General features: G+C 39.2%; 10 protein-coding genes and 1 pseudogene. 2 read left to right on the top strand and 9 right to left on the bottom strand.

Annotated elements, in window-relative coordinates:
- Positions 1-100: 100 nt before the first annotated feature.
- The 9 genes from QD47_RS26635 to QD47_RS34320 all read right to left on the bottom strand — a co-directional run bounded on the left by QD47_RS26635 (position 101) and on the right by QD47_RS34320 (position 12945).
- The gene (locus QD47_RS26635; protein WP_044648950.1) at positions 101-844 is read right to left on the bottom strand and encodes a hypothetical protein; all 744 of its coding nucleotides are present in this window, start codon (positions 842-844) and stop codon (positions 101-103) included.
- A gap of 65 nt (positions 845-909) precedes the next feature.
- Positions 910-1071: a hypothetical protein gene (locus tag QD47_RS32710; RefSeq protein WP_200893532.1), complete on the bottom strand. Its 162-nt coding sequence runs from the start codon at positions 1069-1071 to the stop codon at positions 910-912.
- A gap of 18 nt (positions 1072-1089) precedes the next feature.
- On the bottom strand, positions 1090-2358 hold the full coding sequence (locus tag QD47_RS26630; RefSeq protein WP_044648949.1) for a site-specific DNA-methyltransferase: 1269 nt from the start codon (positions 2356-2358) through the stop codon (positions 1090-1092).
- Positions 2359-3380: 1022 nt separating this feature from the next.
- The gene (locus tag QD47_RS26625; protein ID WP_082067313.1) at positions 3381-3995 is read right to left on the bottom strand and encodes a phage/plasmid primase, P4 family; all 615 of its coding nucleotides are present in this window, start codon (positions 3993-3995) and stop codon (positions 3381-3383) included.
- A 278-nt stretch (positions 3996-4273) separates the two neighbouring features.
- Complete coding sequence (locus QD47_RS26620) at positions 4274-5683, bottom strand: TIGR02679 domain-containing protein (protein WP_044648947.1); 1410 nt, start codon at positions 5681-5683, stop codon at positions 4274-4276.
- A gap of 9 nt (positions 5684-5692) precedes the next feature.
- Positions 5693-9802: a TIGR02680 family protein gene (locus tag QD47_RS26615; protein WP_052646962.1), complete on the bottom strand. Its 4110-nt coding sequence runs from the start codon at positions 9800-9802 to the stop codon at positions 5693-5695.
- 11 nt (positions 9803-9813) lie between these two features.
- Positions 9814-11040, bottom strand: coding sequence for a TIGR02678 family protein (locus QD47_RS26610; RefSeq protein ID WP_200893531.1), 1227 nt, complete (start codon positions 11038-11040; stop codon positions 9814-9816).
- A gap of 30 nt (positions 11041-11070) precedes the next feature.
- On the bottom strand, positions 11071-12606 hold the full coding sequence (locus QD47_RS26605; RefSeq protein ID WP_044648953.1) for a TIGR02677 family protein: 1536 nt from the start codon (positions 12604-12606) through the stop codon (positions 11071-11073).
- 42 nt (positions 12607-12648) lie between these two features.
- Positions 12649-12945 carry a TIR domain-containing protein gene (locus QD47_RS34320; RefSeq protein ID WP_412178004.1) on the bottom strand — a complete coding sequence of 99 codons (297 nt, stop codon included), beginning with the start codon at positions 12943-12945 and terminating at the stop codon, positions 12649-12651.
- 43 nt (positions 12946-12988) lie between these two features.
- Between QD47_RS34320 and QD47_RS26600 the strand changes: the two are divergent.
- Both QD47_RS26600 and QD47_RS30275 read left to right on the top strand, forming a co-directional pair.
- Positions 12989-13849, top strand: a pseudogene (locus QD47_RS26600) (hypothetical protein); the annotation flags it as partial.
- 975 nt (positions 13850-14824) lie between these two features.
- Positions 14825-15238 (top strand): hypothetical protein, encoded by a 414-nt coding sequence (locus QD47_RS30275; RefSeq protein ID WP_028542227.1) that lies wholly within the window; start codon positions 14825-14827, stop codon positions 15236-15238.
- The last annotated feature ends 199 nt before the right edge of the window (positions 15239-15437 follow it).

Here is a 15437-nt window from a genome sequence, read left to right as displayed (position 1 = left end):
CTCCATGCATAACCTATCTTATGCACTGATTCTGGCTACTTTTGGGGCTAATTCCGGGCTGAAACTGGCGTTTATCTATACAAATACTGACGGCATAACGTTATCGCTGTGAATCATCCGACTCCATATATCCCTCCTCAACCTCGACCGATTCCTCAATAGGTTCATAGTCGGCATCCACTACATCGGCTTCAATCATATCCAAAAATAGCTGCTTGCGTTCCTGTTCCAGTGCCTTCGTATTGACCAGCAGCTCACGTCGATCATTCCACTCGTTGGGTGCGCGGTTCTTTAAATAGAAGATCATCGCTGTCGGATTGGGGGGCTGATATCGTTTTACCTTTTCGATACGTGTCTTCTTTTTTCCATTTTTGTCCTCTTCGACTATTGTACGAATTTCTTCATATTCATACCCTGTAGCTGCTTTCAAAAGTGAATTTTCTACGTGGGATATAGGGACAGATTTGCTCCATTTGACTAGTTCAGCCAGCATCGGATGTTTATCAATATATTCGTACCAAGTTGTTTTACCAATGTCGAGTTTCTTGATGATGTCCTCCGCATTCACGCCTTCTTCGAACCACTGTTGAATCTCCGCTAACCGAGGATATACATGTGTCTCCCACTTGGTTGGACGTTCCAATGCTTCAGCAAATTTGGGATGTTTCCTTCTATAATCGCCTAATGTCCAAATATGAATATTCAGTCGTTTGGCAATCTCCTCATCCGTTGCTCCTTCACGTACCCAAATGGGAACATCCCTGAGTCTTGGCACAACAAATTGATCATACTTGGTCAGTATCTTCGGTTTATTTCTTTTGGGAATGTTATTGTTCCTGCTCATTCTGCTCACCTCCAGCACGAAAAAAGGGAACAGCCAACTATCGACCATTCCCCATATGTATCAGCTTATCCTTCTAACTCAGCTTCGTAAAACAATTCAATATCCTTAATCACCTTCTGAATCAACATGTTATCCTCCTGAGCTTCCTCAGCACCTAGCACATTGACCTTTTCGGCTTGCATACCCTTTAGGAATCGAATCACCATATTCACTTTTGCTTTACCCAACTCAATCACCCTTTCGGTTTAGTCAGCACATGATACCTCTGACCTTGCCGACTCAGCAACAACTTCTGAATAGCCTACCTTCACTCCATCTCGAATCAGATAAACGCCGTTATCGCTGCCAATATGAGCAATATATCGAGTTACAATCACATCTACATATTTGTGATCAAGCTCACTCGTATAGCAAATTCGATCCGTTTCCTCGCAAGCAATCAACGTTGAACCTGAACCACCAAATGGATCAAATACAATATCACCAAGCTTACTGGAATTTTTAATCGGGTAGCTAATTAAGGGAATCGGCTTCATCGTGGGATGATATTCATTGCGGAAGGGGCGATCAAATTGCCATAAGGTTGTTTGCTTACGATCACTGTTCCAGTAGTGTCCACCTGTCGGTTTCCAACCATATAATACGGGTTCATGCATCCAGTGATAATCTTGTCTACCCATAACCATTGCTTGCTTAGCCCAGATACAGCATTGTGCCAATTTGAATCCAGCTTCAATAAAAGCCTTCCTAAAATTTAAGCCCTCACTATCTGCGTGGAATACATAGATACTTGCTCCGTCATCAGCTACTTCATACATTTGAGTATAGGCTGCCAATAGGAAATCATAAAACTGGTGATTGTCCATTTTATCGTTCTCTATTTTCAATGCATCCTTCGTCTTGCCCGTATAGTCCACATTATAAGGTGGATCAGTTACAATAAGCTGAGCCTTCTTACCATTCATCAATGTTGCGATATCCTGCCAATTAGTCGAGTCACCGCAGATGAGCCTATGCTTCCCAAGTAGCCAGATGTCACCTTTGCGAGTTATCGGATGTTCAGGTAATGCTTCTTCTAAATCAAAATCATCCTCATCATCGGCTGTTTCTTCATGTAGCGTATCCAACAACTTCTCCGCTTCAGACCAATCAAATCCAGTTAGCTCAATATTATATTCTGCTTCTTTCAACTCATCTAATAATGCAGCCAATGCTTCAAAGTCCCACTCCCCTGTAATTTTGTTGAGCGCTATGTTCAAGGCTTTCTCTTTCGACTTATTCACATCGACTATGACACAATCGACTTCATCGTATCCGAGTACCTTCAACACTTTGGCACGTTGGTGGCCTCCCACGATGGTATAATCACTGTTACAAATAATCGGTTCACAATAACCAAATTCCATCACACTATTCCTGATCTTTTCAAACTCTGGATCACCTGCTTTTAAATCCTTCCTTGGATTATATTCGGCATGTACCAGTTGATCGATCTTCAATTTCATCCATTTCATTTATAAAACTCTCTCCTTTATGTCTATAGCTTTCTCATTATTTCTGGCGTTTTTTATGTACGGTATTACCATTTTTACGTTTACGAATTTGGTTTCCAATCCACTTGATCCCCCTTTCATTCATAGTTACAGTGCAGAATATGCTAAGCCAAATACAGATTGCTACGACTAATGCTAGTAACAATATCATCCTGATTTCTCCTCTCTAAATGAAAAAGAAACCCTAGCTCGTAGCCAGAGTTCCCGTGTATAATGTGTACTTTTAAATTTTCAACATTGTGTCACGTGACACATCTCAAACTTTGTAAGCTTAAGCAACCAATTTGTGTGGTTTAAAATTTTGCGAATAATAGCCCAATTCAGCAAGATAAATTTGAATATGTAAATTGAAAATCTTGAAGCGGTAATCCTAGACAATATTATGATTCTGACTACATGTATGAATTCTGCTGAATCTATGCAAGATCTATTTGTGGGATAGGGGGACTCTGGGCAATAAAACCACTTCGCTGCGCTTCGTAAACGGTAGTATCGCTTGCCGCCGTTTCCCCTCCCACACCCAACCCCTTTGCGGCTTATTAAGTTTACATTCGCAACTCCAATCATCCTTTACTCTAAAATTCATGGCTGGACTTATATATTCAATCCCATCATAGCCTCTCTACGGGCTGACAAGCCCATTCTATAAATTCATCTACAAACATGTTTCCTATTCTCCATCAGCTTGTTTCCAATTTTATAACGCCAGATTCCTATCTTTGCTCTAATTTCTCCACTATAATAGCTGATTTTTAAAAGCTGTTTCCATGTTTCCAGTTTTGAACACTCCTGATGACATATACACTCCTCACTAGCGCATAGTATTCGATCCAATATTTTTATATGTATTTCTCTCAAGAGTTAAAAAAACAGGAAACATGGAAACAAACTCATAATTCTCTATGTAAACAAACTATTTTTCTGTTTCCAATTGTATTTAAAACAGAAAACGAACAGGAAACGGATGCTGCAAACAGGAAACATTATATTTTGATGCCAAACCAGCACGGAACTGAATTGCCACTTGTTGTTCTGGCTTTCCTCTGATACACCTTATCCTTAAGTTTTGCTTTGATATGCTTATTAAATTTAGTCGTCGTTTCAGGTTTAAATCCACCTTGTTTACACCATGCAGAATACATCGTATATAACCTTTTGCATTCGATTCGGCTTTCATGTTGTTTTGAAGCTTCACTTTCGATTTGACATTCTTCATCTATGAACAGCATAATGACATCCGATTCCATTTGGTACGTTTTAACTTGATCCTTAATCGTTTGTGAATATGAAAATCCACCTTGTTGTTCGAGTCGTCTTAAGCCCTCAAGCGCATAATTTAATAGTGTCGATAAAGCGGATGGAGTCGTCAGTTTATGAATTAATTTCGTATCCTTTTGTTGATCCGTAAATTTTCGAGTAAAAGGAAACACCGTCAGCCTTCTAAAAAATCCATCACTATGGTCATTACTTTTCGGTAATTCATTTGCACTAAATAACAGTTTACAAAACGGCTCAAAGTTAAAGGGATCTTTCCCCTTTTTCTCAGCATTTAAGCCTTCACCACTGGCAAGCACCTTGAGGTTACCTGTAGAGTTCAATACCGTCTGTTCTAAGCAGCAGCCTACTCACAACTTTATTCATTCTTTTGAAGAAGTGGAGTTTCTAACTGGAATGAAAGAAACTGCTGGTTCCTATAAACACAGCAACATCCAATCCGGGGTTGGTGTCAGTGATTCTTAAAACTGTCTTTGGACTGTTTTATAAAGCTCTAGTGGGTTAAATGAGATGACAACCTCAACTGTTCAATTTACGTTTTATTCCATTCTCGTATGGCTTGCTTAGATTAGAAGATACACCTTAAATAGGGAACATATATTTATATAGCCCCACATATAACTTCAATCCAATCTTTACCCAACTCTTTACCAAACGATTCCTGATAAACTTTGGCTCCAATCTGTACCATCTCTCTTTCCAACAAACCTTCATCACTTCTAAGCAGTCTCAAGTCCTCTTCAGATAAAGTTTTACTCTTGGGAGCAACATACTTACGGTATATAAAAGAATCCATGCGCCAGGCATTAAATTGTGCTGTGAATTGCTCTTTCATTCCGTATAACATTTGAATACCAGGTACATCAATATCACCAGAATAATAGATAGCACAATTTGGATTTGAGGCAAGACATTTTTCTATGAATAATTTAGAAGCAGTTCTAGCTTGTCCAATAGTACAGAGAAGAACTGGGAAGTTTATTGGAAGTTGTTCTAGCGAAAGGTCATTTTTATTTAGAAAGTGAATGGTTTCATCCGCGAGATAAGAGATAATAGACGGATTCTCAATAATATATAATGCTGAATACTTAGGAAGCTGCTGAATTTCCTCAACCTCTCTCAAGTTGATTGTGCGAGGAGAAGTCCCTCTAACAAGGTTGGGTACGAAAATATGCGAAATAGAACTAAGATCATCATCCAATACATCGAAATTCCTATAAATCTGTCGTTCAAATAGATATTCAGGAACAACTGTTTTCTCATTTTTTTGAATCTTATCAAATACTGATTTATGGTTATCTATGTCATGAAGAGCATGCCATAATAGCCTTCCTCCCGCCCTTTTTTTATCAAATGCATGAGGATCTTCTGTGACATGAGCTGCAAAAGTAGGTAATCTGATCTTTCCAGTAGAGATGCCTTGTTTCACAAGCATTTCTTTCTTTCTCATAAGAAGGTACCATAATGCACTCACACAGACAAATAAATCCAAATATGCGTCCTCCCCTTTATTAGAAATATTTTTTAAAACTCTATAACCTTCGCCCTCTCCGTTCTTCAACCTACCAAACCAGTTAAACGTCTTTTGAGAAAACTGTTCAAGTTCTACTGTAGTAATGTTAAATTCATTTATAAAATCGTGTTCGACTTTCTCAAAAAGCTGAATCCACGCTGATAATTTCAACTCTTTTTGTTCCCGATTTGTGAGTAACTGACTGTTATACAACACTTCGTAAAGTTCAGGTATGGTTAATTCATACCCCCGTTCTAATTCTTCAGAAAAAATAGCTAAATGAACTTCTACTTCAGAACCAGGAAATATCAACTGAGTTACTCGGCTACCAAAGTAATTTTGCAACTTTTCAGCTTCAGTCTTTGATCTCACAATAATACGAGCATTGCCTTTTACACCATTCTGCCCTTTGTATTTGGTAAACACTGCTTTCAACAGATTTTCAAGTGAAGGGTCTGAATAGTATTGCTTCGCCGTTTTACGATTTAACAGTTCCATAATACACCTCTAATTAACTAAGACTTTACTTTCTCCATTCCAACGATAGTGGAACAAGCTAACAAACTCTGTATCTTTTGGTCTATAGATTTCATAGATGGACAGACTCGGCACAGTATCGTAACAGCCCCATAGCACTTGGGATGTCATGATATAATCAAAGCCCATATCAGTGAGCAAATGAAACATGTCTCGCATGTTAGCATCATCTACACCCGCAAACGCTTCATCTAATGAGATTATTTTTGGTGCATCCTGGTTTGCCTCACTGTATCTTGAATACGTAGCTGCGAATAAAGGAATATACATCGCCATAGCCTTCTCACCACCGCTTAGAACATTAAACTTCGAGTCAGTCAGTTCTGTATAATTTGTTCTATCTCCTTTTATGTGTTCCAATTTAAACTCAAACCACATACGATAATCCAATTGTGAGTAGATATAATTGCGCAAAACTCCATCCTCTCTATAGGCCTCCTGTTTTGCTTGTAGAATTCTCGTCCGAAAATGAGTTATGACTTGCTCAACTTGTTCGTCATCCATCCGATGTTGTTCTAACATTAATAGACTGACCAGTTTTTCCGTGTCTAGTTCATCTTCATTTTTACGTTGTAACGGAAGCCATTTTAATGAAAGCTTTAGACCACTTGAAGTATCTCTCTGCTTCATTAAATCATCCATCTGAACAACCCAAGCTTTGGCACGGTGAATTCGTTTACGAATTGTTTTGCCTACACTTCCAATAATAATTTCTTCATAGAGTTCTCTGTCTTTAGCAGTTAATAGAATTTCTTGTTCTCCCATCAGTTGATTTAACTCATTTAATAAAATGTTTGGGGTAAGGGGATGTACGCGATCTCTTTTAGAGAGAATAGTAATTCTGCTGGAGTCAGTAGCTCCATATTCCATATCAATGGCATACTCCTGCAAATTGGCTTTAGATTTATGAAATTCTTTAGTTAGATCATTAACGATTCGCTCTTGAGTCACATTAAAGAACATTTCTCCATACTCTCTTACAATCTGCTTACAATAGTTAACGATGTCCTCTATAAGCATTTCCTTTGTAATTGACTCATTGATTTCTTTTGATAAGGGTAGTAGACCTAAATGTATCTCCTTTTTCCATTTTTCAATTCCATCGTTGAGCAGTTCTTGGCTTTCACTTAGCTTTACATAACAGTTTTCAAGATGCCCTTCAGCTTTACCTAATTGAGTGCTCTGCTCTTCTCGAATCTCATGCAAATGAGATAGCTCTTTTCCTAACAACTCTTTTTCCTCTTTAAAATCCGAAATCCGTCTATGAATATCTTCAATTCCTAACTTTTTAACGATTTCACGAAGTAGCTTAACTTGCTCTGTCCGTTTCACTTTACGACTTAGCTTATCCTCTAATTCTATTTGATCATCTTCTACTAACATAAGTAAAGTTGAGTATTGTTCTTCTCGATTAGCCTTAATTTCTGAGGTGTTTCGGTATTGAAGCCATTGTGAATGCAACTCGGAGATATAACCGTAATACACAGAGCAACGATCTATTGCCTCGTTGATCTGTGATTCATTTTTAAGTAGAGACCAATCTGCTGTTTGTTCCATCAATTCTACCTGTATGGCTCTCCATTCTGATATTTTTAACTTGTATCGTTCCTCTACTTTTTGTTCTTGTTCCATTGAATGTTCCAATCGAATTGTTGCTTTTAGTACCATTTCCAGTTGGTTTTGCAGTTCGGCATCTTGAGGGAAAGATTTAATTTCAAGGTCCATATTTTGCTGCTTCATAGTTAACTCATGCAACTGCTGATCAATGTTATTCAATTGTTTTTGTAGATGCTGTATTTCTACTTCCAGCTTGGCCATTTCCAATTGTTTTGTCCGTAAACGATTGGCCTCTCCAATAAATTCAGAGCGTGACTTTGAATTATTACTTCCGGAAAGAGGTCCTAAGCTAAAACGCCCTGTTTCTGTAATTAACGCTCCATGCTGTTCACGGCAGTTATCCAATAGAGTACTCTGATCTTTCCAATTAATAGAATTCAGTGCATAATTAATATCTTCTACTGATAACCCACTTTTTTCTGTAGGTGTCGCATGTAGAACCGAACAGAGTGTCTTACCATTTATCTGACTCGAAGGTTGAATTTGAATCCATACTTCTTCATTATTTGGCTGTTCGATTATTGATACTTGCCCCCCGGGTAAGATCCAAGCATCCAGCAATCCAGCCTGATCTAGTGTTTCTTCCAGTTGTGCCTGTTGAATTTCCGTTAAAGTTTCACTAAAGTCACATACTGCATATAATGGCGCGCCGGAGCCTGGTTTCCTATTTTCCCGTGCTGACTTTCTCTTTTCTGTTCTTCTAGGCTCAGGTTCCTTTGCAACTTTCCATTCCTTAAGTTCCTGTTCAAGTTTAAGTTTCTCATTTTCAATAGAAACTGCTTCTTGGTTCAAGCGCACTCTTTGCTGTATATACGACTCTTTTTGTTGCTCATAAACTTGCAGAGCCGGTTGCCTTACAGGCTCATACTGACGATCAGTAACATCCAGTTCAGTTAAAGCACGCAGACTTTCTCTCAGTTGCTCCCCCTGCACAGGCAGAAACTTTAGTTCCTGATACCAGGAGACTAAATTCTCTCTCATATGTTCTTTTATTGTCTCGAACTTCTTCACTTGTATATTCTGTTCCTCTTCCGCTTGGTGGCGCTGTTGAAGAACTTCTCCAAGCTGTATTTCCATTTCTTTTGCGGCTCTTGATGTCTCCCCCTCTTTCCTAGCAGTTTCCCGAGCAGCTAACAGCCGTTTCTTATGAGAATTCAGATCTTGTTCCCAATTTCTACGCCATTGATTTTCTTCAGGAATCCCCCGGCTCCAAATGCCATGATAAATGTCATGCTCATGGAATTCAATCACTCGCGCCAGGTCTTCCAAATCACCAATCGCTCCTTCTTGTTCCTTTTCATTTTGGCTTAATGAATCAGATAATTTTGAAATCTCCCCAATTAGTTGAACTATTTTAGCCTTATTAGAAGTAATTTTCTCTGTAAGTATATTAATTTGCTTGTGAATTTCCTTTAATTGTTCTTCATAAAGTTCCAATTCTTTTTGTTTCCCCATAGCCTCTCCTTGGGTTAAAACTTCAAGGTACCCTTCTACAATTCCAAGACGTTGTTTACAATCTTTTAAGTTCTGAACAACTTTATCCTTCTTCTCTTCTAACAATTGGATCTGCTTTTCTGCTTGTTTCAATTGGCTCAGATTTTGATTGCAAGATTTCCACTTATTGACAACATTATTTGATGTCTGGTGTAATAAAAATTTATTGTAGCGAGCATAACTTTGCTCAAGATTAGTAAGTTCCCGCACATGTAATTGAAGTTCATCCAAACGGTCAGTAATTTGGTCCATATCCTCAAGAACATCTGATAATGAGCTTAAGTCTTCTTCCATAAGTGGAGGCAAAGATTTATTAAGAATTTCATAGATTGATGAAGGTTTTAAATCTTTGGATAACTTTGGGCTCCGTAGTTCCAATAATAGCTTTAATAGATCTTTATAGGACTCCGTTTCTCTGAATCCAAATATCGCCTTGTTCACCATATCTCGATATGCATTTTGTTCCTGAACAACTTGTCCACCAGAACCTATTTTTTCTTCTAAAACTTTCTTATTGAGAGGTATCTTATTCCCCTCTTCCAGCCACAAATTTCGATCATACAGATAAAAATCTTCATTAATTCTTCGATTATCTTCAATTAGAAATCCCCAAAAGCCAAGCTGTGTTACACCACGACGAGCCCTAATGCCAATACCGATTGTTTTATACAGATTTTTTATTGGGTGATAAAATTCAAGCCAAAGATAACCTGTTCTGTCTGTGTGAACTTGATTCCCATCACCTAACAGATAATATTCAATACGTCTATCGCGTGACCCAAATGGATCCAGACGTTCGGGTCTCTTATCTCCGTCGAGTACGAGAGGAATCAAACTCTGCATAGTGACCGATTTGCCAGAACCATTGGTCCCCCGTAAAATTAATCTACCTTCTTCAAATAGAAATTCTTCATCATCGTAATACCAAAAATTCAGGATTCCAGCCCTGTTCATCTGCCACCGTTCCACATAAGTTCCTCCTAATCGTCCTGCTCTGTTGATCCATACTTAACTTCCCATCTTCCTGCTGCTCCATTCAGTACAAAAAACATGTGGTCTTCCCAATATCCAAATCCCCATTCAGCGAGATGGTCACATATTTGTTCAGCCAACTCAGTTGATTTCTTTTTTGTATGTTCATTAGTCCAAAACTCGCTAAAAGATGATTTCAAATGAATAAGTATACGTTCAATTTCATTTTTTGTTAAACGCACAAAACCACTCAAATCAACCTTTAGATCCAATTCTGCGTTTACAGCCATCTTTCGCACTTCTCCACACAAAAGCATTGCCAAATCAGACAAAGCAAGTTGTGTTGGAAACACCTCTGATTCAGACATCGTATTGGTTTCGAACAAAAGAATTCCTTCTCTGTAACGACTACCTTCCCAACCAAACATCGTCTTCATATTTTTCATTAAAAAATTTGCTTCTCGATGCAGATATGACGGATCACCATGCCACTGGTAATCTAATAGTATAGGTTCCAGTAGAAAACGCCGATATAATTCATGTCTCTTTTTTATATCTATCTCAGCAGCTTCCCACCCATAAGTCATTGTTTCCTTTAACTCAGCCATATTGGTATAGCTGGATAACTCCGCTGGGAAACTTCTTAACATATAACGCGAATAAAGAGTACATTCATACAACACATCATGATGTTCATGATTTGACGCCCAATTCGCCTCCTCACCATCTACGGAACGAACAACATTCAAATTTTTTAATTTTTTTAACGCTCTCGCCATGGATAAACGATGGTAGTAATTCTTCCAATCCACATCCAACCCTTGCTCCACCATGTACTGTCGAATCTCAATTACCAGTTGGGTTAGCAAAAACTGGTCGCCCTCTGTTTTATTCTCTAAATACCACAGACTATATGTAAATAAGGCATAATCCATTGGTTCACGAAACTCTTGAAACCCCATCCACGGGAAGACCTCTGCTGGAACTTTTTCCAGTTTAATGAAGTTTCTGTTCATTATAACGGAATAGCCCGTATAATTCATGAACCATTCTTTTATTTCAAAATATTGATCTTTAATCCAATAATAAATTTCGGCATTCTTTTCCTTATCAATCCACGGACGATTCAATAAAGCATTCATACAAATTTGTTTTCTTTCCTCAATCTCGTTACGATCTGGACGGTTCATTCGTTGTCTTCTAGTACTGAGCTTACCTACTTTAATCTTCACCATGTACATATCCCCCAAGATAACGTTCTCTGGTTACAATTCATTAAACCAAGCTACCTGGTCAGTCCAAGCTTTACGATTAATAACCACGAATCTGAAACGGTAATTTATAAGCTCAAGCGTGCCATCTTCGCAATGAAGTAGAGCACGTTCTTTATCAGGAGGATGACTCAACTCTATTTTTACTCCTTCTGAAGTCTGAAACGAATTGGTGGAGGAAGCATTACAGCGACTAATCCATGCTAACAATTGTAGCCTAGTCAATTCCCTTATGGTTTCAAATTCAGAAATAGAAATACTCCCAGTATCAACCATACGAATTAAAAATTCTAACTCTTGCTTTTGCTTAATCAAAAATGCATCTCTGAATTGTTCTTTTAATGTACTGTTATCAATAACTGCCTTTATGTCATGTCGTTCACTTCTTTTTCTATTTCGTGGACGGATCGTTCGTGGAATTGCTCTCTCTTTCCACATTGACATTTCTTTACTGTCAGACTCACGTGAATCTTCACCTTGTAGATGACGAGCAGAAAATAGACCAAACACATATGCCGATAATTTGTGTGCAGTATCAAGGTCCTGAATTCCATAAAACCATTTACCTAAGTAATCCAAGTCTTGCTTCCTGCTAATATTAGAACGTTTTCTTTCCTGGATACGAACGGCACTCCGTACTACCTTTACAATAGCTTCCTTTGTAGCACGCTCCAATAAAACAGAATCACTAATTGAATCGTGATCACCCAGAAACCATCTGCTGAGACTGTTCCATTTATCTAGAAGTTCATTCAAGTATTGTTCCTTGGTTACTAGTTGTTCCAATTTAGGTATGCGCCATTCATCATCCACTACTGCACCCAAAAATAGATCTCGAACTCCAGATGTTATCTGATGTAGGTTTCCTTCAATTTTATATGAACGTCTCTGTAGTGCCTGTATAAAATCCTGTAAGTAATGAGTGATCGAATCTTTATATAATAAGAAACTATCCGTGGCCATCAAGTCTTCAGCCATTCCTGTTTGAAGACTTGCGATATAATCCACAGATGCCTCATGTAAAGTTTGAAATGAACTAAATAACACCCTCCAATATTCCAAGGCTTTAGCCGGTTCATATTCACCTGCATTCTCCCTGATTTTAAATAATGTATCTGAAATTGTGTCAAATAGAGTCGGTTCCAATGAGCCTCCATAACCTCGAATGGATTCCAAGCTCTCAAGCATTCTTTCAATCTCAATGGAATAGGGAGTTAGTAGATAGCGAAACTTTTTACGAAGATATTCTTCAACGGTAACTGCGCGTTCTCCATCATGCTGTGCTGTCAAATTACCCCATTCCGCTAATTGAGTAAGATCTATTTGGCATTGTTCTAATGTGTAATTTTTATGTAAGTCCCACTCTAACAAACCCTCATAGATTTGTTCTGGTTTAAGCCAATAGTTTAATTTTTGATATTGTTGGTAGACATAATGCATTATAGCACGATAACGGGTAACGTTTTCCGCATTAACGTATTTTAATTCCGTAATTCCGCGTAACGATTGCAAATTAGGGATTTTGTCCACAATAACCTCCTTATTCTCCAAAAAATCCGCCTATTTCTCCTTTTATTTTCTAGGGCTTAGTCGTCTCAGCCATGCCAGCAGTTCTCTTTCCGCCCTATACTCTCTGTCCAAGTTACAGTAAATTACACCGCTTAAATCTGACGGTATGGATGAAGACCCTCTTCTGCAAATAATAGTCCGATCAAGTCCTAAATGGCCTTTAAATAAACCATACTCATAAAGGACATTAGGCTTAGGGTGCAAATTAAACTCGTTACCAAACAACACTTGATTATCCTCACTGAATATAAGGATTGCAGCATCTACGTGTTTGCAGATGTTGTCAAGACTCTCGCTCATATGATTCCCGAGAGGGAACACCCCAGGTGAAGTCCACGGGACGACTGAGCAAGAACTGACCCTTTCTACCTCCGATGGATTTTCCATTACATTGCACGAGGATACGGGCATCACCATCAACAGTCCGGGGGATATACAGATTCAGGGTGGTCACGTGAAGCTTGATGCAGGTGAGGAACTGTCGCTGGAAGCTGGAACAGCGCTGTATCTCAAAGGTGGAGAAAGTAGCATGGTGCTGGATGGCGAGACGGATACCAAAGCCCCAGTCATTTATCAGGAAGGTACGGTGAAAGCTCCCGTTTTTGTAGCTGACCTCCCTCCTGTGCCTGAGCCACCATTGATGAGTATCAAAGCATATGAAGCAGCTCAATCAGCAGCCAAGAGCAGCCAAGCCCCTACTCCTAAAGCAAAAATTACGACTCCAGCAGCGCTTCAACAGGCGAATGCCTTGATGGGGACGATATCCAAGCTATTAGGTTCCATTCCCGTAGTTGGGAACGTAGCCAGTGTGATGTTGAATACAGTGGGTGGGCCAGCAGGTAAAGTGGCAGCAACGGTGTTACAAGCAACTGGAGCCATCCCTATTCGTAGTAAAGGAACTCCTACGATTGGAGGCGATGCTAAAGGAACGGGGTTACATCCGCTCAAACACTTGGCTGGTTTAGCCCTCCAAGGACTAATCAGTCAATACGAACATGAGCAAGCTAAACAAGCTTACTATAGCAAGTGGATACTGGGGAAAGCGTACACGAGTGCTCGTCATGTGGCAGATTCCGGTGGCCCACTGGAACTGGTTCAAAACCTGCTGAAAGAGTCTAATGCCATGGTTCATGCGTATCAGCAGATTCCTATAGATCTGAGACAACGCTGGAGAGCCAATTATGACAGCTACATGGCTCAACAAGCAAAGCCAAAGCAAGAAGAGGAATCTCAGTCGTGGTGGGATCTTATGGCGGCAGGCCAGCTCCAAAATGCGGAAAACGAAGCCATTATGGCGAAGCAGATGGCGAACGAGTTGGAGTATACTGTAGATGTGAGTGGAGAAGTTGTATTAGGAGCAGCAGCCGCAGTTGTAGAAGATTACTCGTTTGGAATAATGAATAAGGAATATTCCTCAAATCATCCGATGGCGCGTAAAACAGGTGAAGTGATCGGACATTCCTTGACAACTGTAGCCGGAGCCGTAGAAATGACAGGTGCAGTGGTAGAAGGATTCTTTGGTGGTTTGGTAACGAGCACAGGAGTAGCAGCACCTGTAGGCGTGGGTGTTATAGTACAATCTGCCCTTTTGGGAGCACATGGGGCAGGGGTAACGTATACCGGAGCATCCAATAGTGTGCAAAGTGCTAAGGATCTGTATCGAATGTCTAAAAGCGAGGGCCCAAATAGTTCAACGCCCTCTAAACCTGCTGGCGCAAAGTCAGGTAAGAGCGAAGGAACACCTGCCTCGCAGAAACCAAGCAAACTAAACGAGAAGCTTCCTGAAACTAAAGGGACGGAACAAGCTGCCAATAATTTCAAATGGGGAAATCCTAAAAGTACACCAACGTATGGGCATACTTTTTCTGAGCATGGTGCAAAGAAAAAACCCAATCAGCTTATTGATAGAGCAAGAGGAAAGGGTCACCAAATCAGCCAATGGATTGACGAGAATAGTGCAGCGGACTTTCTTGCAGAGGTAGCAAAAAAGGGCCCCGGTGTTCATGAAGTTCCACTACCATCCACTATTAAATCGAGAGGATACTTGCCAGATGGGTCTGAAATAAAACCGGATATGGCTAGAGTTATAGTAAAAGAGGATGGTGGAATTAGATCTGCTTTTCCATATAGCAGCGCTCATCCTTCAGGAATAGGAAAATAATAAAAAGGAGAAATAACCATGGAGAATATATACCCAGAGTATGTTACTAAAAGTGCTATTGAAGGTCTTGTAAAGAAAATCAAATTACCTGCTCCTGATGAGTTTTCACAAGATTGGGAGTATGAAGTGTCGGATTCTTCAAGAATAACCGAATTCTTATACGCCTATGAAAATATCGAATTAAACAAAGAAGAAAAATTTGCTTTAATGATTATTATTATTTCATCATTCAATGATGCCATAGTAGAAGGAAAGGTTGAGGAGAATTGGGCTAGTTTTATCAGATATCATCTTCTTCAAGATATTAGTATTCATAAGAATACTATTTATTATTGGTCGATGTTGGATGAGGATGATCTGGAAAATTGTCATGCTGTAACATCTTTCATGAGAGAGATTGTAAATGTCGCCAAATTAGATGATCAAGACTAAAGTTGCTAGCAGAATTAATTTACTGGGTTTACAATCCTCATAACAAGATCGTACAATACAACCAACTAACCAAACACTAAACAACTTGACAAACCCGCTTGATAAACTTTCAAGGCTTATTCCAACTTGATCCAATGAGTAGGAGTAAGCTTTTTGCATGTCAAAATCAGTAACTAAATAACATAGCAAGTTACTTTCT

The sequence above is a fragment of the Paenibacillus terrae genome (assembly GCF_000943545.1).
GTDB classification, from domain to species: domain Bacteria; phylum Bacillota; class Bacilli; order Paenibacillales; family Paenibacillaceae; genus Paenibacillus; species Paenibacillus terrae_A.
This window is presented reverse-complemented; position numbering and strand designations above follow the sequence as displayed.